The organism is Bacillus sp. JK106 (assembly GCF_053663355.1).
Map to the genome: position 1 here is coordinate 272799 of NZ_JBSJQC010000004.1, position 20522 is coordinate 293320.

Consider the following 20522-nt stretch of genomic DNA (forward strand, 5'->3'; position numbering starts at 1 on the left):
CGTGTATTGCGTTCACCTTTCCGTTTTGCTGTGAAGTGTTTTCTTGAACTATGCATGCATGAGAAAGACGCCGTCCATTTTTAAGCCTTTCTTCAATAATTCAAGGAAAAACAAAAAAATAAACAGGCAGCATGCCTGTTTATTTTTTTGTTTGTTGAGCTACTTGGCTTGCATATAACCGTCCTAAACGGAAACGGAGATTGTGAAAAGCCGAAGCTGGCGAGCGATGGCTGATCAAAAAACTCGTGGTGGATCAGCGCGGTTTCATCTGAAGAACAGCCAGAGAGCGGTCACAACAGCGATCATAAAGTAATCTCCATCATTCAGTGTAGTTCCATTTTTGACAAACACACGTGCCGTCCGGTTTGTCTTTGTCCCTTCCGGGGTTTTAAGCGCAATGTTCTTCCCTATATTGTAATAAACAACTTTAAACAAATAATATGCCAGCGAACAGAATAAAAAGAGCAACATGAACTTGCCAATAAACAATATCATGTTTCATTACTCCCTTTTGCCGTTTTTTCGTTTGAATATATGACGGAGAAGTCAGGATGTTATATAAAAGGAGAAGTATTTTACAGAGGCCGGTGTTAAACATTAATGAACGGTTCCCGCAACATCCCCAAATCCGGAGCAATTTCAAAATGAAAGAGAAGCCCGAGGATTATAAAAAAACAGACCCTAATTTGTCCGCTTTTTTTTGAAAATTTGATCCAAGATGAACATAAAGAGAGTGAATAAAAAGGACACCGTAATCATATCTATCAGAGATAGATTAGAGGTTTCTTTTATGAGTAGCAGCCATACCACCTGCAAAACTAAAGAAATAGAAAAATAAGATATATATGTCATGATCCTCATATCCGTTTCCCCCTTATTAGCCTAATTTCTCTTTTGAAATCTTATCCAAATTAGTAAAAAGGATATCCAATCCCGAAAATAAGAAAGTGATGAACAATGAAAGAAGCACTTCTCCGCCTTGAAATATAGATATGTTCTCAATGATATGATTGGAAACGTATTGAATTGAGAAGTAAACAGCAGCCCATGCAAAAATGAATTCAAGGATATAGGCTGACCAAGCAGGCAATGTCAAAACATGAGTCATTCCTTTTACAATTGCCGTAAGGATTAGCATATAAACTAAAGCTAAAATACTGACGACGACAGAAAATATGTATAAGTCTGAAAGAGAATCATGTATGATGTAATCTCCGAAAAAATGATGTATTGTTACAGCTGCAAAACAAATAATCAGGCTGGGTACAGTTATAGCGAAGAACAGGGAGAATCCAATAAGCCCTATGAATGCTGCATGAGCTAAGCGGTTTGGCGGTGTATCCACGATCTCTTTTTTTAATAGAATCATAAAAATAAGAGATGAAATCACAAGGCAGCATAAGAAAGTGAGCAAAACAGTAAAAAAGACAGTCATGTGAAATCTCCAATGAAAAAGTGCTATTAGAGTGAATCTAACAGCACTTTGCATTACTTCATACATATTTTCCTGCTGATCATTGATGAATGAGTTTAAAATGCTTTCATTGCTAAAGTTGTCAAATGAGCGAGGTTTTTAGCCTGGCTGTCAGAAAGTCCGGACTTTTTAAGTGAAAGATAAAGATTCTTTTCCACGTCAGTCCAGCTTAAGGCGACATACTCGTTCAGCATTTTCTTTAAAACCGGTTCTATATGTTGATTGAAAACGGATTCGAGTTCATTTCTTATTTTCTTTCCTGCTAATTTTTCAACAAGATTGAATAATTTTGTTTTATTTTTCAGCACCTCTCTGATTGCATCTTTGACTGGTTTTGACACAGATGCATCGCTTTGTGCTTTAAGTCCGTAGGAAAATTGCGTATCAGTCTGATAAAAAAATGATTTTGTCGTTTCAGTGGCATTGGCAGTATTATTATGATTTTCTTTAGCTAAGGATGCGGGGACAAAAGTAGTAGTTACAAGGGCTAAAGATGCGGCAAACAGAATGCCTTTAGCTGCGTGTCTAATGGGAAATCCTCCTTTAGAAATGTAGTGTAGAGAGAAATGAAAGACTATGTATTTAGGCGGGACCTGTATGATCCGCTTTGAACATTTTTCCCTCTCACATACCATTCTATCAATAGGTATTTTTTGGGTAAATAGGATTTTAATACGATATTTTTCTCGCAATTCAAAATCTTCTTTGGCAGGATTTATTTTAGCTGCAGTTTCGTGAAATAGAACATGGGCTGGAGCCTGCATGTATAGGCTGATTGAGGCGGAATCACATTATCGGAGCGATTTTTATAATGCAGGCTTAGGTAAAAAAATAAACAGGCAGCATGCCTGTTTATTTTCGTTTGCGTGAGAGAGCGAAGAAAAACGGAAAGGCGGAACCGGCCAATAACGTACCGAATAAAAACATGCCTCCGATGAACACATGATAGTTCACACCGCCGATCCAAAGCCCCGTGATTAAGGAAATGATACTTAATGCGATCATCACAAAGCCGGGAACCAGACGTTTCTTACCCGTTGTCCGATAAGCAAAAAGAGAACAGAAGATACCGATGACAATCGGCACAATCCACAGATAAAAAAGGATAAATACTGACATAAGCAAAACTCCGATTTTTCTTCTATCATACCAAAAACGCCCGGAAAAAGATACGAACGGCACCCGGTGCCAAAAGAAAAACCGGCCGCTATGGCCGGTTTTTTTCTAACGGAATGAATCGTAGATCACAAACAGATTAAGCGCGATCACCAAAACCGCAATCAGCCAGGCGAGAGCCGTCACCCATTTTCGGTTCGTCAGGGCGCCCATCAGGCGTTTGTTGCTTGTAAACATAATCAGCGGCACGAGTGCAAAGGAGATGCCGAATGAAAGAACGACCTGGCTCCATACGAGCGCTTCTGTGGCGTTGACCCCCGAGATAATGATGATCATCGGAGGAATGATGGTAATGAAACGCCGCAAATAAAGCGGGATACGGTAACGGATGAAGCCCTGCATGATAATATCGCCTGACAATGTGCCGACAGAAGAGCTTGAAAGCCCTGCGGCCAGCAGCCCGATCCCGAAGAGAATGGCTGAAGCCGGTCCGATATAGTGGCCGAATTGCTGATAAGCCACGTCTAAATCTTCTACATACAGCCCGTTCTTGAAGAAAAGCGCGGCAGCGACGATGAGCATGCTTGCGTTAATCGCCCCGGCGATCACCATCGCGATCAGAATGTCAATCGTCTCAAATCTAAAAATCTTTTTCCGCTCACTATCCGTTTTTCCGACGACACGGCGCTGTGTCAGTGCGGAATGTAAGTAAATGGCATGCGGCATCACGGTTGCGCCGAGTATACCGGTTGCCAAGAGCACACTGTCCATTCCGTCAATTTTCGGGATAAACAGCCCTTCGAGAACGGAGGCGGCGTCAGGTTTGGCAAAGAAGGTTTGCAGAGCGAAGGCGATCACCACGACAAACAGAAGTCCGGCGATGCCCGCTTCCAGCGCCCGGTAACCCCGGCGCTGAAGCTCTAAAATCGCGAATGATCCGATCGCCGCGATAATGGCCGCTTCAACCATCGGTATGCCGAACAGCAGGTTGAGCCCGAGCGCCGCCCCGATAAATTCTGCCAGATCAGTTGCCATAATCACCAGTTCACCCTGTATCCACAGCCCGGCGGATACCCATTTCGGATACCGGTCTCTGGCGATTTCCGGAAGGTTTTTGCCCGTGGCAATGCCGAGCTTCGCGGAAAGAACTTGGATTAAAAAAGCCATCAAGTTTGAAAAGAGGATGACCCACAGCAGCATATACCCAAATTTCGAACCAGCTGAGATATTCGTAGCGAAGTTTCCCGGATCAATGTAGGCAATCGCCGCGATAAAGGCTGGGCCTAAGAAAGGCAGAAGCCGCTTGAATCCCTTGCTTTTGCCGTCAAGTGCATCCTGCACGGCTTTTGCTTGCAGTGATTGTGCTGAGATGTCTTTGCTCATTATGTCTCACCTAAATTCTGATAGATTTTTAGCTAAATAACAAAAAGTTTCCTAGATGCAAATTATTTTATCTACATCATAAATCCGCTATTATGAGATGTCAAGTTCTTTATGTTCAATAAACCGGTACATTGATGCCCTGTTTTATCTATGGTATGTATCCCGCCGAAGAAAGGTCCGAAAATGAAAACGGCATCGTTCCGGGAAAGAAGCGATGCCGTTCGCAAAGCGTGTTTCCGCGTCCGATCATGCGCGGATGCGTTGAGCGTTCTTTTAAAAAGGTGAAAAGAGGACACTTGCTCATATCACTTCACAACTTTCTGTCCGGTGCAACTGATCCTGAGAAAAAGACGCAGTATTTCCTCCGTTTTCCCGGGTAAATAGAATAATAATGTTTCTTTCCATTGGAAGATAAAACCTTTCTGTACCATTCAAATGACCTCCGTAAAAACTCCGGCTGCTCTGAATAAACGTTTGAATCAACGATATATCAGTGATTCCAGTCCAATAAACGGCTGTTATTTATCAAATAAAGAATCGGCATGGTCACTTGCGAAGAAAAGAAGTTGGAGCATTAGACTTATTTCAGTCTCCCGGGCAAAAAAGTATAATAACGTCAGGAAAGCTTTCCAGCCATATGATAAAAGAGGGGGAATTTTCTTGGTACGTCGTTTGTCGATCATTTCTTTAGCCATGATTTTTGCTGTTTCTTTATTCGCTTTTGGCGGCTCTGCATCAGCAGCAGCTTTCAAACCTAAAGCTGAACCGGACGTTTCCATTTTAGCCAGCGGGGGTACAGTCGGTATTTACGGTGCTAATATGCGCTCATGCTCTAAGGTCAGCTGTTCAACGATCACAACATTCTCAAGCGGTAAAAAAATTACAGGTTCTTGGGTCACCGGAGAATATGTTCAAGGCCACTACACCAATTCTAATAAATGGCTGAAAGTCACGTATGCAGGAGCGACAGGCTACGTTTCAGTCACCACATTATCTTATTATTACGGTTTATAAGCAGAAAAACCTCGTTCTCTTGAGAGCGGGGTTTTTCCTTTATTCCGATTCAATTTCCGCGTTTCGTTTCATCATCGTGTTTCATCAGCTGATCGATTTCTTCCTTAGAAGCGCTTTTTTTCCACTCTTTCGCCTGACTTGTCGCAATGGGAATAGCCCGTCCTTCTTCATAACCCTCATCTACCATCGCATTCGCGATTTCGATCGCTTTTTTCTTCACAGGTTCCTCGAGATTCTTCCATGATTGCGGATAATCCTTCATAGACCAAGGCATGTCTATCACTCCTTTATGAAAAGTGTTTCCCGCCTGAAGAAAAAGAAAACCGCCTCATCAAAAAGAATGACAGCTATTTTTACGAGAGACCAGCAATTTCCGAATAAAATATAAAGGATAAAGAAGCAAGTACAAATTGAATGCCCACCACATCAGATCAAAATCACCGATAAATACCCAAAAGGCAATCGCTTGCAGGCCTGAACAAAAGGTCAGCACAAGTGATATTAATGCGAAAGGGCGCCATAATGCATGTTTCCGTTTATAAAGAAACAAGCTGTACAGCCCGGTTATCGAAATGAAAATATCTAAGGGAAAGAATGACCAGTTCCAGGCCATTATCATGGCGTTATCATAATCTTTAAACACCATGTTTTTTGGAATCCACTCAAAAAAAGTAACAATCCAATAAACGATAAATCCAATATCTGTAATGAAGAAGAGAACCTTTAACCCTTTCATCATCTGTTTCTGTCCGTATGAACGCTGATGCCGTTTGATGACGTTTCACTTTCAGAAATAAAGTTTAAGGAAACGACACCGATGATGATCAGAAGAACAGAGACGGCTTTTATGACAGAGAACTGTTCATGAAAGAAAAAAATTCCGATCATGGAAATCAGCACGATCCCCATTCCCGACCAGACCGCATATGCGATGGAGACACTTATATATTTCAAAGTCAAAGTAAGAAAACAAAGGCTGCCGATATAAAACAATAACAATAAAATACTTGGGACAAGTTTTGTAAATCCATTTGATAATTTCATGCTGACCGTACCCAATACTTCAAAAATAATCGCTAAACTTAAATAAAGCCATTGCATTCAACATTCTCCTTCAATCGTATTATTCAAAATTATACAATATATAGAATTTGAAGAAAATTAATCAATGGAATGTTTTCCGGATAAAAAGTCCGGCCGGGTGTAAAAAGAAAACGCCATAAAGGTATACTATGTAGAAAGAAATCAGAAAGGACGTGCAGGACGGGTGACAGAAGATCGGACAGACCTGGAAAGACAACTGAGAGACATTCAAAAATGGGAAAAGGCGCAGCAGAGGGCGATGTTCTGGCAAACATTCACCCGCTTGCCGTTTCAGCTTTTGGACAAGCTGACACCGCAATTTATTCAGAGGAAAATCGGACTCATTCTCGATGAAACGGGAACGTTTATTCAGTCAGGCGGACAGTACCTTACATCAGAAAAGCGCATCATGAAAAAGTTTCAAAAACGGCTGCCGCACGGTACATGTCAAACGCTTCACGACATCCGCAATGCGCCGCTTGCCGTCATGGACGAAATCGCAGAAGCCATAGCGCGTACAAGCGTAAAGGCCGCGACGGTGCAGGGAGCCGCAACGGGAGTCGGCGGCGTGTTTACGCTTGCGGCAGACATTCCGGCGATGCTCGGCCTGTCCTTAAAGACGCTGCAAGACATCGCGGTTGCTTACGGCTTTGATCCGAAAGACAAAAAAGAACGCGTGTTTATCGTCAAATTGCTTCAGCTTGCATCCAGTGACGTCATCGGAAAAAAAGCGATCCTGCAAGATTTACGGCAATATGATCAAAACGACCAAACCTATCAGCGCGTCGCCTCGCAAATCCAAGGCTGGCGGGAAGTCGTTTACAGCTACCGCGATACGTTCGCCGCGAAAAAACTGCTGCAAATGGTTCCGGCCGCAGGCATCATCTTCGGCGCGTCCGCCAACCGTTCAGCTTTAGAAAGCATCGCGGAAACAGGCATCATGCTTTATAAGAAACGCCGGATTCTAAAACGCATGAAGGATACAGAATGATAAAAAACCACCCGAAAACACATTCAATGTGTTTTCTTTGTTTAGCAGTTCTGAAATCGGGAAACCAACAACCAACACCAATTAAAGGAGGAATTCAAAAATGGCACAAGATAATAACAAAATGAGCAGAGAAGAAGCAGGTAAAAAAGGCGGAGAAGCTACAAGCAATAACCATGACAAAGAATTCTATCAGGAAATTGGTCAAAAAGGCGGAGAAGCCACAAGCAAAAATCACGACAAAGAATTCTATCAGGAAATCGGTGAAAAAGGCGGAGAAGCCACAAGCAAAAATCACGACAAAGAATTCTATCAGGAAATCGGTGAAAAAGGCGGAGAAGCCACAAGCAAAAATCATGACAAAGATTTTTATAAGGAAATCGGCCAAAAAGGCGGAAACAGACGAAGCAGCTAATAAAAGCATAAAAGGCAGACAACCTGCAGATCAAAAGCGATCCGGCACATCAGCTGGATCGCTTTTTATTTTGGGAAAATCTTGATCTGAGCCGCCGTTACGATACAATAAAATGAAAAAGGGGTTTTTCACTCGTGTCTGACATGCTGAATTTGCTCGCTATCGCCAATAAAGTCAAAGAAAAACACGACAATTTTTCAATCGCGGAGATCAATGACCACTGTGTGCGCCTCGCAGTGTTTACGGGAGAATATGACTGGCACCATCACCCTGACTCAGATGAATGGTTCATCGTTCTGGAAGGTGAGCTGCTGATCGATTTTAAGGACAGAGAAACCGCAGTGCTCAAAGCAAATGACAGCCTGCTCATCCCGAAAGGCACGATTCACCGCACCCGCTCATACGTCAGAACCGTGAATCTCTGTGTCGAGCATACGCATGCGAAAACAGTCATCACAGAGGAACGGTCATGCTGATCAAAAAGATTGTATGTGAAACAGACGCTGCAAACGCTGAAGCATTTGGGCAAGCACAGTCAAGGTGGGGAGCATTATCCTGTGTAAATGGCTTCGTCAAACAGGCCGGCGGCTGGCGGAAAAACGCAGACGGCCTGTTCATCGCAGAGATCATCAGCGTTTGGGAGAACAGACAGGCCTATGATGATTTTATGGAGAACGAACATGACCGCATATACGAAGAAAACGAGCAGAAGGCTGCGATTCTTTCAATAGAAGTGATGCTATACGAGGGGGATGAACCTGTCATTCACGAGCTGTTACATCACCCGGACATCCGATATGAACCGGATTGGACAGTTGTGCGCACATAAAAAAAGCCCCTTTAGAGGCTTTTTTATTTTCGTCCGGGAAGCGTGTTGTGGACATACGGCGGGACGGGGTCCAGCTTAGCTATTTCGCCGTGCGCTTTCGGTTCCTTTTCGTATTCAAATGGTTCTCCGTCCGGCGCTGTTTCCTTCAGCCAATTTTGTTCAGCGCTTTCTGCTCCATCTGAGAAATGAATAAGCTTATGGGAGAATGACTGTTTTTCCAGCGCCTTCGGGAATGTGGAAGGAACGATCGGACCTTCCTGTTCTTCTAATTCTTTAATGGCCGCAAGCCATTGGTTTTGATGCATGGTATCGCGGGCCAATAAAAAGCTGAGCATATCTTTCACGCCTTTATCATCGGTCATTTCATACAGGCGTGCGACTTGAAGCCTTCCTTGTGATTCGGCGTTCAGATTGGCGCGGAAGTCTGCCAGAAGGTTTCCGCTTGCGACGATATAGCCTGCGCTCCACGGAACGCCCGTGCTGCTCTCCGGCATTGCGCCGAGTCCTGAGACAATGGCATGATGCGGATTCATCCCGCCTAAAATGGACCCGATGACCGGATCATCAGCCGCTTTTTCCTGCTCTGCCAGCGGGGCGTCTTCTAACAGTCTCGCAATCATCGTCGCGATCATTTCGACATGGCCGATTTCTTCCGTCGCGGTATCCATCAGAAGATCCTTATATTTTTCATTGCCCCGTGTATTCCATCCTTGAAACAAATATTGCATGGCGACGGATATTTCCCCGTATTGTCCCCCTAAAATTTCCTGCATCTTTTTTGCGAACAGCGGGTCAGGACGATCCGGTTTTGCCGGATGCTGCAGTTTTTTCGTATGTGTAAACATGTCTCCATCTCCTTTTTTTGCTCTGTCCCTATTTACTTCCCCGGCGGGAAAAGGGATGAAACGGGGATGGGCGTATTGGTCCTGCTAAGGCTCGCGGCGCAAGGATAACAAATCCTGCACAAGCCCGCGGCCGATCACCTGTTCATATTGTCCGTAAATCGGGTCGAGGCGTTTCATCCATGTGTTCTTTTCCGCTTTGCTCAGCACATGAATATGAATGGATGAATTCTTCTTTATCTCTTCAAGCTGGTCTTTATTCATTTTCTCAGCGGAGGCTTCGTTCCATTCCGTCGTTTCTCTCATCGCCTCCGTTAAGATGGTTCTCGTTTTTTCTGTCTGCGAATTCCAGAAATGCTCGTCGGTCATCACGGCATAACCGAGGTATCCGTGATTGCTGATTGTCAAATAATCTTGAACATTATAAAATTTTTTAGAATAGATATTTGAAATCGTATTTTCTTCTCCGTCTACGAGATTGCTTTCCAAGAGCTGAAACGTGGAATTAAAGGAATCCTGCCGCGGGTGCGCGCCGAGCAGGCGGTACTGGTCTTCGATCACGCTGCTCGGCATGATCCTGAGCGCCTGTCCTTTCAAGTCGTCCGGAGTGAAGATCGGCCCTTTATTTGACGTGAGCTGCTTAAACCCGTTCGTCCAGTACGCCAGTCCTTTCAAATGATGCTTTTCTAATGAAGTGAACAGGCGTGTGCCGATTTTGCCGTTGAGGCCTTCTTGCACGGCTTTATAGTTTGTAAACGCGTACGGCAGATCCAAAACACCCCATTCGGGAGACAGTGATCCGAGCTTTGAGGTGGAGGGGGCGATGAATTGCACGTCCCCGTTTTGGAGGGCGTTTATTTCTTCATTATCTGAATAGAGGCTCCCGTTTGGAAATACCTCTACTTTAATGGTGCCGCCGGACTTTTGATAGACCAGGTCGGCAAATTTATTCGCCGCCCGCCCTTTAGGCGTGTTTTCAGCAACGACATGGCTGAATTTGAAAACCATTTGATCTTTCAGGCCTTCCTGTTCGTCATCATAATACGGTTCTTCCGTTGAGAAACGATCATGAAAGCCGATGAATAAAGCGGTTCCGATACCGAGTACCATCAGGCTGAGACAAGTCAGCAAGCTTTTCATCGAAAACCCCCTCCGCCATTTTCTATAACAAGCATAATCGGGCGGGCCGTTTTCGTAAAGAGACGGAAAGGAAGAGGCCAATGACGAAAAAAAAGCTCACCATCCGCTGGAAAATCACCATACTTTCGTATATCGTCGTGCTTTTTACCTTTTTGATCGTCGGCATCGTGCTGATCGGCAATATCCAGCATACAGAGGAGCGCGAGCTGAAAAAACGGCTGATGAATACCGCGCGGACGGTATCTGAGATGACCGATGTCAAACGCGCCCTGGAGCAGAAAAAACAAAGGGAAGACGTGCGCCATGCGGTCGAAGAAATAAGGATCATCAATGAAGCGGACTACATCGTCGTCATGGATATGGATCATATCCGCTATTCACATCCCGTCAGCACAATGATCGGAAAGCGTTCAAGGGGTGAGGACGAAGCCGCGGCGTTCGCCGAGCACATTTATTTTTCCGAAGCAAAGGGAGAGATCGGCACCGCCGTCCGCGCTTTTTATCCCATCAAAGACCGGGATTTGAATCAGATCGGTGTCGTTCTGGCCGGTAAAACGCTGCCCGGATTCGGTGAAATTCTTCTTCAGCTGAAACATGAAATACTGTTTATCGTTCTGCTGGCGCTCGGGTTCGGACTGGCCGGCTCCTTTTTGCTGGCCCGCCACATCAAAAAACAAATGTTTTGGCTCGAGCCCCATGAGATCGTGAGAATGTATGAGGAACGGACAGCTACGTTTCATTCGATGAATGAGGGCGTCATTGCGATCGATAATCAGCATCACATCACCATTTTTAATGAAAAAGCGAAGCAGATATTCAATGTACGACAAGAGACCGACGGCAGGCTGATCTGGGACGTGTTAAAAGATTCGCGGCTCCCTGAAATCGTCGAGCGGAACCGAGCCGTATATAATGAAGAAATCCAAGTCAGCGGAAAGGTGATCATGAGCAGCAGAATTCCGATTGTCATGAAAAAGAAGGTCATCGGAGCCGTCGCCATTTTTCAGGACAGGACGGAAGCGGCGAAAATGGCGGAAGAACTGACAGGTGTGAAAAATTTTGTCGATGCGCTCAGAGTCCAAAATCATGAACATATGAACAAGCTTCACACCATCGCGGGGCTGATTCAGCTCGGAAAATCAGAAAAAGCGCTCCGGCTTGCTTTTAAGGAATCATCAGAACAAGAAAGCGTCACTGATTTTCTTCATCAGGCCATTCAGAATGACGCCGCGGCGGGGCTGCTGTTAAGCAAAATCAAAAGAGGAAAAGAGCTTGGCATTTCTGTGAAAATTGATGAAAACAGCAGTTTCTCGGCATTTCCGGAGCATGTCGACCAGCATGACATCGTCGTCCTGCTCGGCAATTTAATTGAAAATGCGTTCGGCGCATTCGAAACAGCGGACACGGAGGACAAACATATTGACATCAGTATCGAGCAAAATGATGAAGTGCTTGCTATATTAATAGAAGACAACGGAAGCGGGATTTCCGATCAGCACATCCCGCGCCTTTATGACAAAGGGTTTACCGTCAATAAAACGGGAGGAACGGGATACGGCTTGTACCTCGTCAAACAAATCGTCGACAAAGGGATGGGCGTGATTGAAGTCGACACACGGCAGGGACAGGGAACGGCATTTTCTATATTATTTCCGATGAAGGGGGAGGAATCATTCGATGGACATCAAGGTGCTGCTTATTGAAGATGATCCGATGGTGCAGGAGGTGAATAAAGAATTTATCACCGGTGTTTCGGGGTTCAGCGTCATCGCCACAGCCGCTGACGGAGACGAGGGAATCAGGCTTATAAAAGATCTGCGGCCCGGGCTCGTGGTATTAGACGTATACATGCCGAAAAAAGACGGAATTAAAACACTCCAGGAAATCAGAAAACAAAAGCTCGAAGTGGACGTCATCATCGTCTCGGCCGCAAAAGACAAAGAAACAATCCAGCTTATGCTGCAAAACGGTGCGGCCGACTATATTTTGAAGCCGTTTAAGCTGGAGCGGATGAGGCAGGCGCTCGAAAACTATAAACAATATAAACGGAAAATTGAAGAGCATGACACCATGTCGCAAGAGCAGCTTGACATGCTGCTTAAAATTCCGCAAAATCCGTCCCGGGATCTGCCGAAGGGGTTAAATCATTTTACGATGAATGAAATTTTGACCTATATAAAACAGCAGACGGAGCCGCTTTCAGCTGAAGAAGCCGCCAAAGCGCTCGGAATTGCAAGGGTGACGGCGCGGCGTTATCTTGATTTTCTTGAGAAGGACGGCCAGATTAAGCTCGACATTCAATACGGGGGAGTGGGACGGCCGGTTAACCGCTACAAATTCGTCCGCTAGCCGAGACCAAAAAGACCAAAATGTCCGTTATGATCATAAGCTTCCCCTCTTTGTATGAAAACGCTATCATTTTTGTATAGACGCAGCGAGAGGCAAGGGGGAGTAGGGATGAAAATTTTCAAAAATCTTACGGTGCAGGTCATCACGGCGGTGATCATCGGCGTCATTGTCGGACTCGTATGGCCTGATGCCGGGAAGCAGATGAAGCCGCTCGGCGATACATTTATCAATGCGGTAAAAATGATTATCGCACCGATCATATTCCTGACGATCGTGCTTGGCATCGCCAAGATGGGAGACATGAAAAAAGTCGGCAAAGTCGGGGGAAAAGCGTTTATTTATTTTGAAGTCGTGACCACCATTGCCCTTATTATCGGACTTCTGGTCGTCAATATCATGAAACCCGGTGAGGGCCTTGATTACAGCAAGCTTGAAAAAGGGGATGTCTCTCAGTACACCCAAAACGGGGGACAGGGGATTGACTGGATTGAATTTATCACTCACATCGTTCCGTCAAATATGGTTGACGCTTTCGCAAAAGGCGACATTCTTCAGGTCTTATTCTTTTCTGTTTTATTCGGTGTCGGCCTGGCGGCGCTCGGTGAAAGAGGCAAAAGCATTATTGATTTCTTCGATAAACTGTCGCACGTTTTTTTCAAAATCATCGGCTACATCATGCGCGCGGCGCCGATCGGCGCATTCGGGGCCATGGCCTATACGATCGGTCACTTCGGCCTTGATTCCATCAAGCCGCTGGCGAGTCTGATGCTGTCTGTATACGTTACGATGTTCCTGTTTGTATTTGTCGCTTTGAATATCATTTGCAAACTATTCGGTTTCAGCTTGTGGAACTATCTCCGTTTTATTAAAGATGAACTGCTCATCGTTCTCGGCACAAGCTCTTCTGAGTCCGTCCTTCCGCGGATGATGGATAAAATGGAGCGTTACGGCTGTTCCAAATCGGTTGTCGGCCTTGTCATCCCGACAGGATATTCTTTTAACCTGGACGGCACCTCGATCTATCTGTCCATGGCGACGGTTTTTCTGGCGCAGGTGTTCGGCGTTGACCTTACCATCGGCCAGCAGGTTACGATCATTCTCGTGCTGATGCTGACATCAAAAGGCGCGGCGGGCGTAACCGGAAGCGGATTTATCGTGCTCGCCTCCACTTTATCGGCACTTCAGGTTATTCCGCTGGAGGGACTGGCGCTGCTCCTCGGCGTTGACCGCTTTATGAGTGAAGGAAGGGCGATCGTCAACCTGATCGGAAACGGAATCGCCACCATCATCGTAGCCAAGAGCGAAAATGAGTTTGACGAAGCGAAAAGCACACAGGCCGTAAAAGAAATGAAAACGGCGGTATAAAAGGAAAGGAACGGCATGCATAGGGCATGCCGTTCTTTTTTTCGGCCGCCATGAGTAAAAAAGATAAATTTGTTTAAATTTATTAGGAGGTGGACAAAGACCTTAGCGTCATTTTGTTATATAATTTACAATTAGAGAGTGAAAGATGAAATCTAAGGGCTTTTTGTCCTAGCAGGAGTGTATAAATGGCGGCTATTTTTAAATTTTTTCAGCATCCGGGTGTCAGACGTTTTTCCGTTTTTCTTGTTTTGACTGGGGTGTTAGTTGTATTCCGAAGTATGATTAATTTGATTTTGCTTACGTTTATTTTTACTTTTCTGATGGATCGGCTGGAGACTGTCATCCGGCATGTGTTGAACCATTTTTTCCGGATCAGCCAGAGGGTGGTCATCACCATTTTATATATTGCGCTGGCTGTCGGGGCGACTGTCGGAGGCTTTGTCTTTTACCCGATTGTTGCCAAGCAGATTGAACAGCTGATTAAGCAGATCAAGCACATCGCGTATCATCCCGATGTCATTCCGTTTTATGATGAGATATCGAGCGTGTTCGGCGATATCAATATCGGTTCCTATGTAAAAGAAGGTTTTAATGTACTGTATACATACTTGGCCGATATCAGCACTTTCGGTTTGCAGGTCGTGATGTCACTGATTCTCAGCATGTTTTTCCTGTTCGAGAAAAAGCGGCTCACGGAGTTTATGAAAAAATTTCAGCACAGCAAGCTGTCTGTTTTTTACTACGAACTTGCTTATTTCGGCAGCAAATTTGCGAGAACATTCGGCAAAGTGCTTGAAGCCCAATTTATTATCGCGCTGGTGAACTGTATCCTCACCTTGATCGCATTGGCGATTCTGCATTTTCCGCAGCTGTTCGGCCTGTCCATCATGGTCTTTTTCCTCGGGCTCATTCCCGTTGCGGGTGTGGTGATTTCGCTCATTCCGCTCAGCATCATCGCGTATACGACGGGCGGCGCTGCGTATGTCATCTACATCGTGCTGGTCATTTTCGTCATCCATGCAATTGAGACGTACTTCCTTAATCCGAAACTGATGTCAGCGAAAACGGAACTGCCAATCTTTTTTACCTTTACGGTTCTGATTTTCTCAGAACATTTCTTCGGCATTTGGGGCTTGATTATCGGAATTCCGATTTTTGTGTTCCTGCTTGATATTCTGGATGTCGTCAATAATGAGGACAAGGAAAAAAACGGACCGGCTCCTGATAAGACATAACGTCGGCTCCGGCTCTTCACGAATATATGACTAATGTTATAATGCAGACAGTGCCTATGTACGGGCACTGTTTATTTTTTGTGAAAAAGGAGGAAGGCTGTATGACTGAGCCGATTTTACATATTGAAGGCCTTGACAAAACAATAGGCAAAAAGCACATTTTAAAAAACATCAGCATGGATGTCAGGCAGGGCGAGATCATCGGTTTGCTCGGTCCGAACGGGTCGGGAAAAACCACACTTATCCGAATCATCGTCGGCCTTTTAAAGAAAAACAGCGGCACGATTACAATTAACGGCTTTCAGCACGATGCTGATTTCGAAAAAGCGCTTGAATCCGTCGGAGCGATCGTGGAAAATCCTGAATTCTACCCGTACCTGACGGGGTGGGAAAATCTGAAGCACTTTGCCAACATGCACAAAAACATCAAAGAGGACAGGCTTCAGGAAGTCATCGAGCGGGTCGGGCTCACAAATGCCGTTCATGACAAAGTTAAAACGTATTCCCTTGGCATGCGTCAGCGTCTCGGGATTGCACAGGCCATTCTTCACCGTCCGAATCTGCTCATTTTAGATGAACCGACAAACGGGCTTGATCCCGGCGGAATGAAGGATTTCCGCGATCACTTAAAGGAACTCGCGGAGCTTGAAGGGACGAGCATCCTTTTTGCGACGCATTTATTGCGTGAAGTGGAGGACCTTTGCGACCGTGTCATCATCATTCAAAAAGGTGAGATCAAAACAGAGGTTGTTCTGCGCGGCGCTGCGGAAAAAGAAGAAAAAGCCATCCTCGACATTCAGCCGGCTGACGAAGCATTCGAATGGCTGTCCCAGCAGCAATTCGTTCCGGAGAAAAACGGCGGGAGCATTACCGTCACCGTAGCGAAGAAGGACATCCCGGCATTAAACCGTGCGCTCGTCGGACAAGACTTTCTCGTGTATTCCATCATGCCGTATGCGGAATCGCTGGAGGATGAATTCATGAAAGTGACGACGGCGCTTCAAGAGGAGGGGGAGACGAATGTTTAAATTGACAGCGAATGAGCATATGAAACTCTTTAACCGAAAAGTCTCATTAGTGGCGCTGATTCTGATGGCTGTTCTCCAATTTATTATGGCGCTTGTCATTAAACGGCTTGTCATCAGTTCCGGAACGGAGGAGAATTTCATCGGCTATATGGCGTACGCCCCCGGGCTGAATATTCTGCTTGAGGCATTAACAATCGTGATCGCGGCAACGATCATTTCCGCTGAATTTGATAAGAAAACGATCAAATTTTTGTTGATCCGTCCGGTAAAGCGGGAGCGGATTTTTGTATCTAAACTCATTACCGTATTTTTGGTCAGCTTGTACCTGTATGCGGCGTACTATATTCTGTCTCTGCTGTTCGGCATGGCTTTCTTCGGAGTGTCGGTGACATCTGAATCAGGGACGCTTCTGATGAACACCCTGAAAGTAATCGGCACGAACTGGGTCGAGGCGTTTGCGATGGCATGCTTTGGCTTGTTGTGTTCTTCTGTATTCCGAAACAGCGCAACGGCCGTCATTTTGTCATTTATCGTGCTGTACGGCGCAAAATCACTCGTGACGATTATGTCGCTCTTCCAAAACAAATGGGGAAGTTTTCTGCTGTTCGCAAATACTGACCTGACGCAATATATGAGCGGGGCGAAGCCGCTGTTTGCGGGAATGACGCCGTTATTTTCCGCAGGCATTATCATTATCCATATCGTATTCTTTTTAGCCGTCGCTTGGTGGAGCTTTTGCAAACGAGATGTTCGGGTATAAAGTAAAGGAATGACATTTTTGTGAAAAAGATCACGATAAATCAATAATTTATGCTATTTTGATTTATAATAAAGGTAATGACGGAGGTGCTCACTTGAGAAATTTTATTACCGCATTACCGATTGTGTTATTGCTTGGTTTTTCCTTTGTGTCATTCATGTTTCAATTCGAACATCTTGTTTATTTCAGGCTTGCGCTGGGTTTGTTTTCTACAGTGGGGCTGTTTCTCTTATATAAAATGAAGACGGGATTCCGTTATTTCATCATCTACCTGTATGCAAGCTGGATCGTGCTTGCGGCGGTTACCGCGTTTGAAGAGCCGATTTTTTCAAGCTTTTTCTTTGGCGGGCTTGTGATGACGATGGGTTATCTCACATATATGCTGATTTATCTCGGGCTCAAGCAGGACCGCGGCCCGGAAGCAGTCTGAACGCGCTATTCCATGGAATAGCGTGTTTTTTTTATACAGCCTCACAGTTGCGAAACGAGACTTGAATCTCTATAATACTTATTAACTTTATCGGAATTATAATGGGGGGATTCCAGTGTCTTTATGGATACAGAATGAACGGCAGCGGGAATGGATGGAAAAAATCGGCCTGCTTGCAGACGAATTTCAAAAAACAGCCGCGCTTGATGACGAGGCGGGCCGTTTTCCCGCGGAGAAAATTCAAAGACTGCGCGACGCGGGATATACGGCGTTAACGGTACCTGAGGCATTCGGCGGTGCAGGCATTTCCGTTTATGATATGGTGCTGTTTCAGGAACGGCTGGCACGGGGAGACGCGGCCGTTGCTCTCGGAATCGGCTGGCATTTATCCGTCATGGGTGAGCTCGGAGAAGGAAACAGCTGGGATGAAGATGTCTTTTCATTTATCACAGAAGAGGTGAAAAAGGGAGCCGTCCTGAACAGGGCAGCGACGGAACGGCAGACCGGCAGTCCGACGAGGGGAGGAAGACCCGGCACCTCCGCTGTCAAAAAAGACGGAAAATGGGTGCTGAACGGCCGAAAAACCTTTACAACCCTTTCGCTGACTTTGGATTATATGCTTGTGACGGCATGGATTGAAGAAAAACAAACGACCGGTGTTTTTCTCATTCATAAAGATCAGGCAGGCGTTTCAGTCGAAGAAACATGGGATATGATTGCCATGAAGGCGACCGGAAGCCATGATCTCCTTTTAGATCATGTCACGGTCAGTGACGAGCGGCTTGTGGAGCTTATCAGCGGGCCGAGAGCGGCGAAAGTGAATGGCTGGCTGCTTCACATTCCCGCTGCTTATCTGGGCATCGCTCAAGCGGCAAGGGACTATGCCGTCCGGTTTGCATCCGAATATTCGCCGAACAGCCTGAACGGACCGATTAAAGACGTGCCGGCCGTTCAGCAGCGTGTCGGGGAAATGGAGCTTGAATTGTTAAAAGCGAGACAGTTTCTCTTTACGGCGGCGCAAATGTATGATGACCCGAAACGCCGCCCTTTCATCAAAAGCGAGCTCGGTGCGGCAAAACATATTGTGACAAATGCCGTCCTTTCTGTTGTTGACAAAGCAATGAGAATCACCGGCGCAAAAAGCCTGGAGCGAAATAATCCGCTTCAGCGGTATTATCGGGATGCCCGGGCCGGCCTTCACAATCCGCCGATGGACGATGCGGTCATCGGCAAATTAGCGGCGGAAGCCTTTGAGTAATAAAAAAAGAGCCTGAAAAAGGCTCTTTTTATGTATGGCTGTTGTGCCGGAGCAGTTTTTGATGCTTGCGGTCAATTCTGTCATAGATTACATTCATCAGCTTTTGATTTTTCATAATGGCCGCCTTGTTTTCTTTTATCAGCTGTTCGTATGTTTTTATTTTACGTTTCGCCATGAGCCCGCACCTTCCTTACATATTTGTATTCGCTTTCTAATTCTCCAAGCGATAATTCATATAAATGCCGTTCCGACTTTTTGTATATTCCGTTATTGATCAGCAAATGGATCAGATGTTTTTTTCGTCCTTCAACGGATGATCTGAGCTGAGGAGAAGACCTCATGATTACCCTCCTAACCAAATGATATTGATAATCATTATCAGTTAATGAAAGTATACAATGGACATATTCATATGTAAAGGAAAAATACCGCCAATTTTTCGACAAAAGTTTCCCGGGGAATAATGCTGTCGAATATTGCATTTGGTCAGATCAAAGCTGCTATTTTTCCGCTTTTCCATCCATACTATGAATGAGAATGGAGGAGTCCTTACATGAATGATCAAACGGCAAACTTAAAACGGGGCGAAAAAGGCGCGATTCTGAATATCGCCGCGTACCTCATCCTTGCCGCCGTCAAACTGGTGATCGGTCTTATTTATCATTCCGAAGCGCTCAGAGCGGACGGGTTAAATAATGTCACGGATATTGTCGCATCACTGGCTGTGCTGATCGGGCTCCGGATTTCCCAGCGCCCCGCGGACAGTGATCATGCCTACGGACATTTTCGGGCTGAAACAATTTCTTCATTAATTGCGTCTTTTATTATGATGGCGGTCGGTATTGAAGTGCTGATCGGAGGAGCAAAGGCGATTGTCAGCGGAACGGAGGCCGAGCCGAGCTTCATTGCGGCATGGACGGCGCTCGGAAGCGCGATTGTCATGTACGGCATGTATGTATATAACAGCCGTCTTGCGGATCGGATTAAAAGTTCTGCGCTTCATGCGGCGGCGAAAGACAGCCGTTCTGACGCCTATGTCAGTATTGGGGCGTTTATAGGCGTCTTAACGGCCCGGCTTCATCTGCCGTGGATTGATCCGGTCATTGCCTTTCTGATCGGAATTATCATCTGTAAGACGGCATGGGACATCTTCAAAGATGCTTCCCACTCATTAACGGACGGGTTTGATCTGAAAGATTTGGAGCCGTATAAACACACAGTGAAAGAAATAAAAGAGGTCAGCAGGCTGAAGGATGTGAAAGCAAGGTATTTGGGGAGCACGGTTCATGTGGAAATGGTCATTACGGTAGATCCGGGACTGTCTGTGAAAGAAGGCCATGAAGTAGCCGATGAAGTCGAATATGCAATAAAACATGAACATGATGTGACTCATGTCCATGTTCATGTAGAGCCTGAAGTCATAAACAAAGATCGTGAAACGAATTAAATATGCTGTGATAAAAACTCTGTGACTTCTTCGGGCGTTTTCGCGTTTGCGCTGTGAAGATGCGCTTTCTTTTCGCCGTTTTTAAAGATCAGAAGGCTCGGTATGCCCATTACCTGATATTTGTCGGCAAGCTCAGGGAGCTCGTCTCTGTTCAGCTCATACCAATCATTTTGATTATATTCTTCCAAAATATCGCCGATGAACATATTCATGCGCGTGCAGTCAGGGCACCAGTCAGCGAAAAATTTCACGATGATTTCCTTGTCGGATTGAATAAGTTCATTAAATTGTTCTGTTGTACTGATTTTTTTCATATGACACATCTCCTTTTCCATGCCATTTTAATATAAAATAAAAAGGAATTAC

Annotated in this window: 25 protein-coding genes and 2 pseudogenes; 14 read left to right on the forward strand and 13 right to left on the reverse strand. The window is 45.4% G+C overall.

The window, feature by feature from the left end; all coding sequences use genetic code 11:
• Nucleotides 1–264: 264 nt before the first annotated feature.
• The 5 genes from ACWJJS_RS16615 to ACWJJS_RS16635 form a co-directional block, all read right to left on the reverse strand.
• Nucleotides 265–495, reverse strand: a complete 231-nt coding sequence (locus tag ACWJJS_RS16615) for a hypothetical protein (protein ID WP_063174388.1) — start codon at nucleotides 493–495, stop codon at nucleotides 265–267.
• Between the two features lie 382 nt (nucleotides 496–877).
• A complete protein-coding gene (locus tag ACWJJS_RS16620; protein WP_454023750.1) occupies nucleotides 878–1435 on the reverse strand; it encodes a hypothetical protein in 558 nt (185 codons plus the stop codon).
• 95 nt (nucleotides 1436–1530) lie between these two features.
• Nucleotides 1531–2238, reverse strand: a complete 708-nt coding sequence (locus ACWJJS_RS16625) for a hypothetical protein (protein WP_254068272.1) — start codon at nucleotides 2236–2238, stop codon at nucleotides 1531–1533.
• An 88-nt stretch (nucleotides 2239–2326) separates the two neighbouring features.
• Complete coding sequence (locus ACWJJS_RS16630) at nucleotides 2327–2593, reverse strand: hypothetical protein (RefSeq protein WP_063174391.1); 267 nt, start codon at nucleotides 2591–2593, stop codon at nucleotides 2327–2329.
• A 105-nt stretch (nucleotides 2594–2698) separates the two neighbouring features.
• Complete coding sequence (locus ACWJJS_RS16635; RefSeq protein WP_088005335.1) at nucleotides 2699–3976, reverse strand: Nramp family divalent metal transporter; 1278 nt, start codon at nucleotides 3974–3976, stop codon at nucleotides 2699–2701.
• Nucleotides 3977–4633: 657 nt separating this feature from the next.
• Between ACWJJS_RS16635 and ACWJJS_RS16640 the strand changes: the two genes are divergently transcribed.
• Nucleotides 4634–4987 (forward strand): hypothetical protein, encoded by a 354-nt coding sequence (locus ACWJJS_RS16640; RefSeq protein WP_007410203.1) that lies wholly within the window; start codon nucleotides 4634–4636, stop codon nucleotides 4985–4987.
• Nucleotides 4988–5045: 58 nt separating this feature from the next.
• Here the strand turns inward: ACWJJS_RS16640 and ACWJJS_RS16645 are convergent.
• The 3 genes and pseudogenes from ACWJJS_RS16645 to ACWJJS_RS16655 form a co-directional block, all read right to left on the reverse strand.
• A pseudogene (locus ACWJJS_RS16645) lies at nucleotides 5046–5261 on the reverse strand (DUF2188 domain-containing protein); the annotation flags it as partial.
• Nucleotides 5262–5318: 57 nt separating this feature from the next.
• Nucleotides 5319–5726, reverse strand: a complete 408-nt coding sequence (locus ACWJJS_RS16650; protein ID WP_070081391.1) for a DUF5360 family protein — start codon at nucleotides 5724–5726, stop codon at nucleotides 5319–5321.
• Nucleotides 5723–6088: a DMT family transporter gene (locus ACWJJS_RS16655; protein WP_454023721.1), complete on the reverse strand. Its 366-nt coding sequence runs from the start codon at nucleotides 6086–6088 to the stop codon at nucleotides 5723–5725. Before ACWJJS_RS16655 ends, ACWJJS_RS16650 begins: the two co-directional genes overlap by 4 nt.
• A gap of 166 nt (nucleotides 6089–6254) precedes the next feature.
• On the opposite strand from ACWJJS_RS16655, the gene ACWJJS_RS16660 reads away from it, so the two are divergent.
• The 4 genes and pseudogenes from ACWJJS_RS16660 (at nucleotide 6255) to ACWJJS_RS16675 (ending at nucleotide 8302) form a co-directional block, all read left to right on the forward strand.
• Nucleotides 6255–7061: an EcsC family protein gene (locus ACWJJS_RS16660; RefSeq protein WP_077721827.1), complete on the forward strand. Its 807-nt coding sequence runs from the start codon at nucleotides 6255–6257 to the stop codon at nucleotides 7059–7061.
• Nucleotides 7062–7161: 100 nt separating this feature from the next.
• Nucleotides 7162–7467, forward strand: a pseudogene (gene gsiB / locus ACWJJS_RS16665) (glucose starvation-inducible protein GsiB); the annotation flags it as partial.
• A gap of 140 nt (nucleotides 7468–7607) precedes the next feature.
• A complete protein-coding gene (locus ACWJJS_RS16670; RefSeq protein WP_094247223.1) occupies nucleotides 7608–7949 on the forward strand; it encodes a cupin domain-containing protein in 342 nt (113 codons plus the stop codon).
• Nucleotides 7943–8302, forward strand: a complete 360-nt coding sequence (locus ACWJJS_RS16675) for a YdbC family protein (protein WP_077721829.1) — start codon at nucleotides 7943–7945, stop codon at nucleotides 8300–8302. Before ACWJJS_RS16670 ends, ACWJJS_RS16675 begins: the two co-directional genes overlap by 7 nt.
• Nucleotides 8303–8325: 23 nt before the next feature.
• Here ACWJJS_RS16675 and ACWJJS_RS16680 read toward each other — a convergent pair whose 3' ends face one another.
• Both ACWJJS_RS16680 and ACWJJS_RS16685 read right to left on the reverse strand, forming a co-directional pair.
• On the reverse strand, nucleotides 8326–9147 hold the full coding sequence (locus ACWJJS_RS16680; protein ID WP_003156225.1) for a manganese catalase family protein: 822 nt from the start codon (nucleotides 9145–9147) through the stop codon (nucleotides 8326–8328).
• Between the two features lie 84 nt (nucleotides 9148–9231).
• Nucleotides 9232–10284 (reverse strand): TRAP transporter substrate-binding protein, encoded by a 1053-nt coding sequence (locus tag ACWJJS_RS16685; protein WP_102422354.1) that lies wholly within the window; start codon nucleotides 10282–10284, stop codon nucleotides 9232–9234.
• Nucleotides 10285–10364: 80 nt separating this feature from the next.
• On the opposite strand from ACWJJS_RS16685, the gene ACWJJS_RS16690 reads away from it, so the two are divergent.
• The 8 genes from ACWJJS_RS16690 (at nucleotide 10365) to ACWJJS_RS16725 (ending at nucleotide 18709) form a co-directional block, all read left to right on the forward strand.
• Entirely contained in the window at nucleotides 10365–11987 is a 1623-nt protein-coding gene (locus ACWJJS_RS16690; protein ID WP_454023722.1) for an ATP-binding protein, read from the forward strand.
• Entirely contained in the window at nucleotides 11962–12633 is a 672-nt protein-coding gene (locus tag ACWJJS_RS16695) for a response regulator (RefSeq protein ID WP_106067987.1), read from the forward strand. Before ACWJJS_RS16690 ends, ACWJJS_RS16695 begins: the two co-directional genes overlap by 26 nt.
• A gap of 108 nt (nucleotides 12634–12741) precedes the next feature.
• Complete coding sequence (gene dctP / locus ACWJJS_RS16700) at nucleotides 12742–13998, forward strand: C4-dicarboxylate transporter DctP (RefSeq protein WP_058906576.1); 1257 nt, start codon at nucleotides 12742–12744, stop codon at nucleotides 13996–13998.
• A gap of 185 nt (nucleotides 13999–14183) precedes the next feature.
• Nucleotides 14184–15233, forward strand: coding sequence for an AI-2E family transporter (locus ACWJJS_RS16705; RefSeq protein WP_058906577.1), 1050 nt, complete (start codon nucleotides 14184–14186; stop codon nucleotides 15231–15233).
• A 101-nt stretch (nucleotides 15234–15334) separates the two neighbouring features.
• Nucleotides 15335–16261 (forward strand): ABC transporter ATP-binding protein, encoded by a 927-nt coding sequence (locus ACWJJS_RS16710; RefSeq protein ID WP_069013422.1) that lies wholly within the window; start codon nucleotides 15335–15337, stop codon nucleotides 16259–16261.
• Nucleotides 16254–17021, forward strand: a complete 768-nt coding sequence (locus tag ACWJJS_RS16715; protein ID WP_058906579.1) for an ABC transporter permease — start codon at nucleotides 16254–16256, stop codon at nucleotides 17019–17021. The genes ACWJJS_RS16710 and ACWJJS_RS16715 overlap by 8 nt, the downstream gene beginning before the upstream one ends.
• A gap of 94 nt (nucleotides 17022–17115) precedes the next feature.
• Nucleotides 17116–17451 (forward strand): hypothetical protein, encoded by a 336-nt coding sequence (locus ACWJJS_RS16720; protein ID WP_003156210.1) that lies wholly within the window; start codon nucleotides 17116–17118, stop codon nucleotides 17449–17451.
• A gap of 115 nt (nucleotides 17452–17566) precedes the next feature.
• Nucleotides 17567–18709 carry an acyl-CoA dehydrogenase family protein gene (locus ACWJJS_RS16725; protein ID WP_278071588.1) on the forward strand — a complete coding sequence of 381 codons (1143 nt, stop codon included), beginning with the start codon at nucleotides 17567–17569 and terminating at the stop codon, nucleotides 18707–18709.
• 28 nt (nucleotides 18710–18737) lie between these two features.
• On the opposite strand, the gene fbpB is transcribed toward ACWJJS_RS16725, so the two are convergent.
• Both fbpB and ACWJJS_RS16735 read right to left on the reverse strand, forming a co-directional pair.
• A complete protein-coding gene (fbpB, locus tag ACWJJS_RS16730; protein WP_071392108.1) occupies nucleotides 18738–18884 on the reverse strand; it encodes a Fur-regulated basic protein FbpB in 147 nt (48 codons plus the stop codon).
• Nucleotides 18871–19050 carry a Fur-regulated basic protein FbpA gene (locus ACWJJS_RS16735; protein WP_003156203.1) on the reverse strand — a complete coding sequence of 60 codons (180 nt, stop codon included), beginning with the start codon at nucleotides 19048–19050 and terminating at the stop codon, nucleotides 18871–18873. Before ACWJJS_RS16735 ends, fbpB begins: the two co-directional genes overlap by 14 nt.
• Nucleotides 19051–19262: 212 nt before the next feature.
• Here ACWJJS_RS16735 and ACWJJS_RS16740 point away from each other — a divergent pair, with 212 nt between their 5' ends.
• Nucleotides 19263–20156, forward strand: coding sequence for a cation diffusion facilitator family transporter (locus ACWJJS_RS16740; RefSeq protein WP_278071589.1), 894 nt, complete (start codon nucleotides 19263–19265; stop codon nucleotides 20154–20156).
• Here ACWJJS_RS16740 and ACWJJS_RS16745 read toward each other — a convergent pair.
• Nucleotides 20153–20470 (reverse strand): thioredoxin family protein, encoded by a 318-nt coding sequence (locus ACWJJS_RS16745; RefSeq protein ID WP_003156200.1) that lies wholly within the window; start codon nucleotides 20468–20470, stop codon nucleotides 20153–20155. The genes ACWJJS_RS16740 and ACWJJS_RS16745 overlap by 4 nt on opposite strands.
• Nucleotides 20471–20522: the final 52 nt, after the last annotated feature.

Coding starts and splice junctions, on each gene's coding strand:
- ACWJJS_RS16735 (WP_003156203.1), bottom strand. CDS start 19,050: ATGAGGTCTTCTCCTCAGCTCAGATCATCCGTTGAAGGACGAAAAAAA.
- fbpB (WP_071392108.1), bottom strand. CDS start 18,884: ATGGCGAAACGTAAAATAAAAACATACGAACAGCTGATAAAAGAAAAC.
- ACWJJS_RS16690 (WP_454023722.1), top strand. CDS start 10,365: ATGACGAAAAAAAAGCTCACCATCCGCTGGAAAATCACCATACTTTCG.
- ACWJJS_RS16655 (WP_454023721.1), bottom strand. CDS start 6,088: ATGCAATGGCTTTATTTAAGTTTAGCGATTATTTTTGAAGTATTGGGT.
- ACWJJS_RS16685 (WP_102422354.1), bottom strand. CDS start 10,284: ATGAAAAGCTTGCTGACTTGTCTCAGCCTGATGGTACTCGGTATCGGA.
- ACWJJS_RS16675 (WP_077721829.1), top strand. CDS start 7,943: ATGCTGATCAAAAAGATTGTATGTGAAACAGACGCTGCAAACGCTGAA.
- ACWJJS_RS16705 (WP_058906577.1), top strand. CDS start 14,184: ATGGCGGCTATTTTTAAATTTTTTCAGCATCCGGGTGTCAGACGTTTT.
- dctP (WP_058906576.1), top strand. CDS start 12,742: ATGAAAATTTTCAAAAATCTTACGGTGCAGGTCATCACGGCGGTGATC.
- ACWJJS_RS16650 (WP_070081391.1), bottom strand. CDS start 5,726: ATGATGAAAGGGTTAAAGGTTCTCTTCTTCATTACAGATATTGGATTT.
- ACWJJS_RS16695 (WP_106067987.1), top strand. CDS start 11,962: ATGGACATCAAGGTGCTGCTTATTGAAGATGATCCGATGGTGCAGGAG.
- ACWJJS_RS16710 (WP_069013422.1), top strand. CDS start 15,335: ATGACTGAGCCGATTTTACATATTGAAGGCCTTGACAAAACAATAGGC.
- ACWJJS_RS16680 (WP_003156225.1), bottom strand. CDS start 9,147: ATGTTTACACATACGAAAAAACTGCAGCATCCGGCAAAACCGGATCGT.
- ACWJJS_RS16620 (WP_454023750.1), bottom strand. CDS start 1,435: ATGACTGTCTTTTTTACTGTTTTGCTCACTTTCTTATGCTGCCTTGTG.
- ACWJJS_RS16715 (WP_058906579.1), top strand. CDS start 16,254: ATGTTTAAATTGACAGCGAATGAGCATATGAAACTCTTTAACCGAAAA.
- ACWJJS_RS16745 (WP_003156200.1), bottom strand. CDS start 20,470: ATGAAAAAAATCAGTACAACAGAACAATTTAATGAACTTATTCAATCC.
- ACWJJS_RS16625 (WP_254068272.1), bottom strand. CDS start 2,238: ATGCAGGCTCCAGCCCATGTTCTATTTCACGAAACTGCAGCTAAAATA.
- ACWJJS_RS16740 (WP_278071589.1), top strand. CDS start 19,263: ATGAATGATCAAACGGCAAACTTAAAACGGGGCGAAAAAGGCGCGATT.
- ACWJJS_RS16630 (WP_063174391.1), bottom strand. CDS start 2,593: ATGTCAGTATTTATCCTTTTTTATCTGTGGATTGTGCCGATTGTCATC.
- ACWJJS_RS16615 (WP_063174388.1), bottom strand. CDS start 495: ATGATATTGTTTATTGGCAAGTTCATGTTGCTCTTTTTATTCTGTTCG.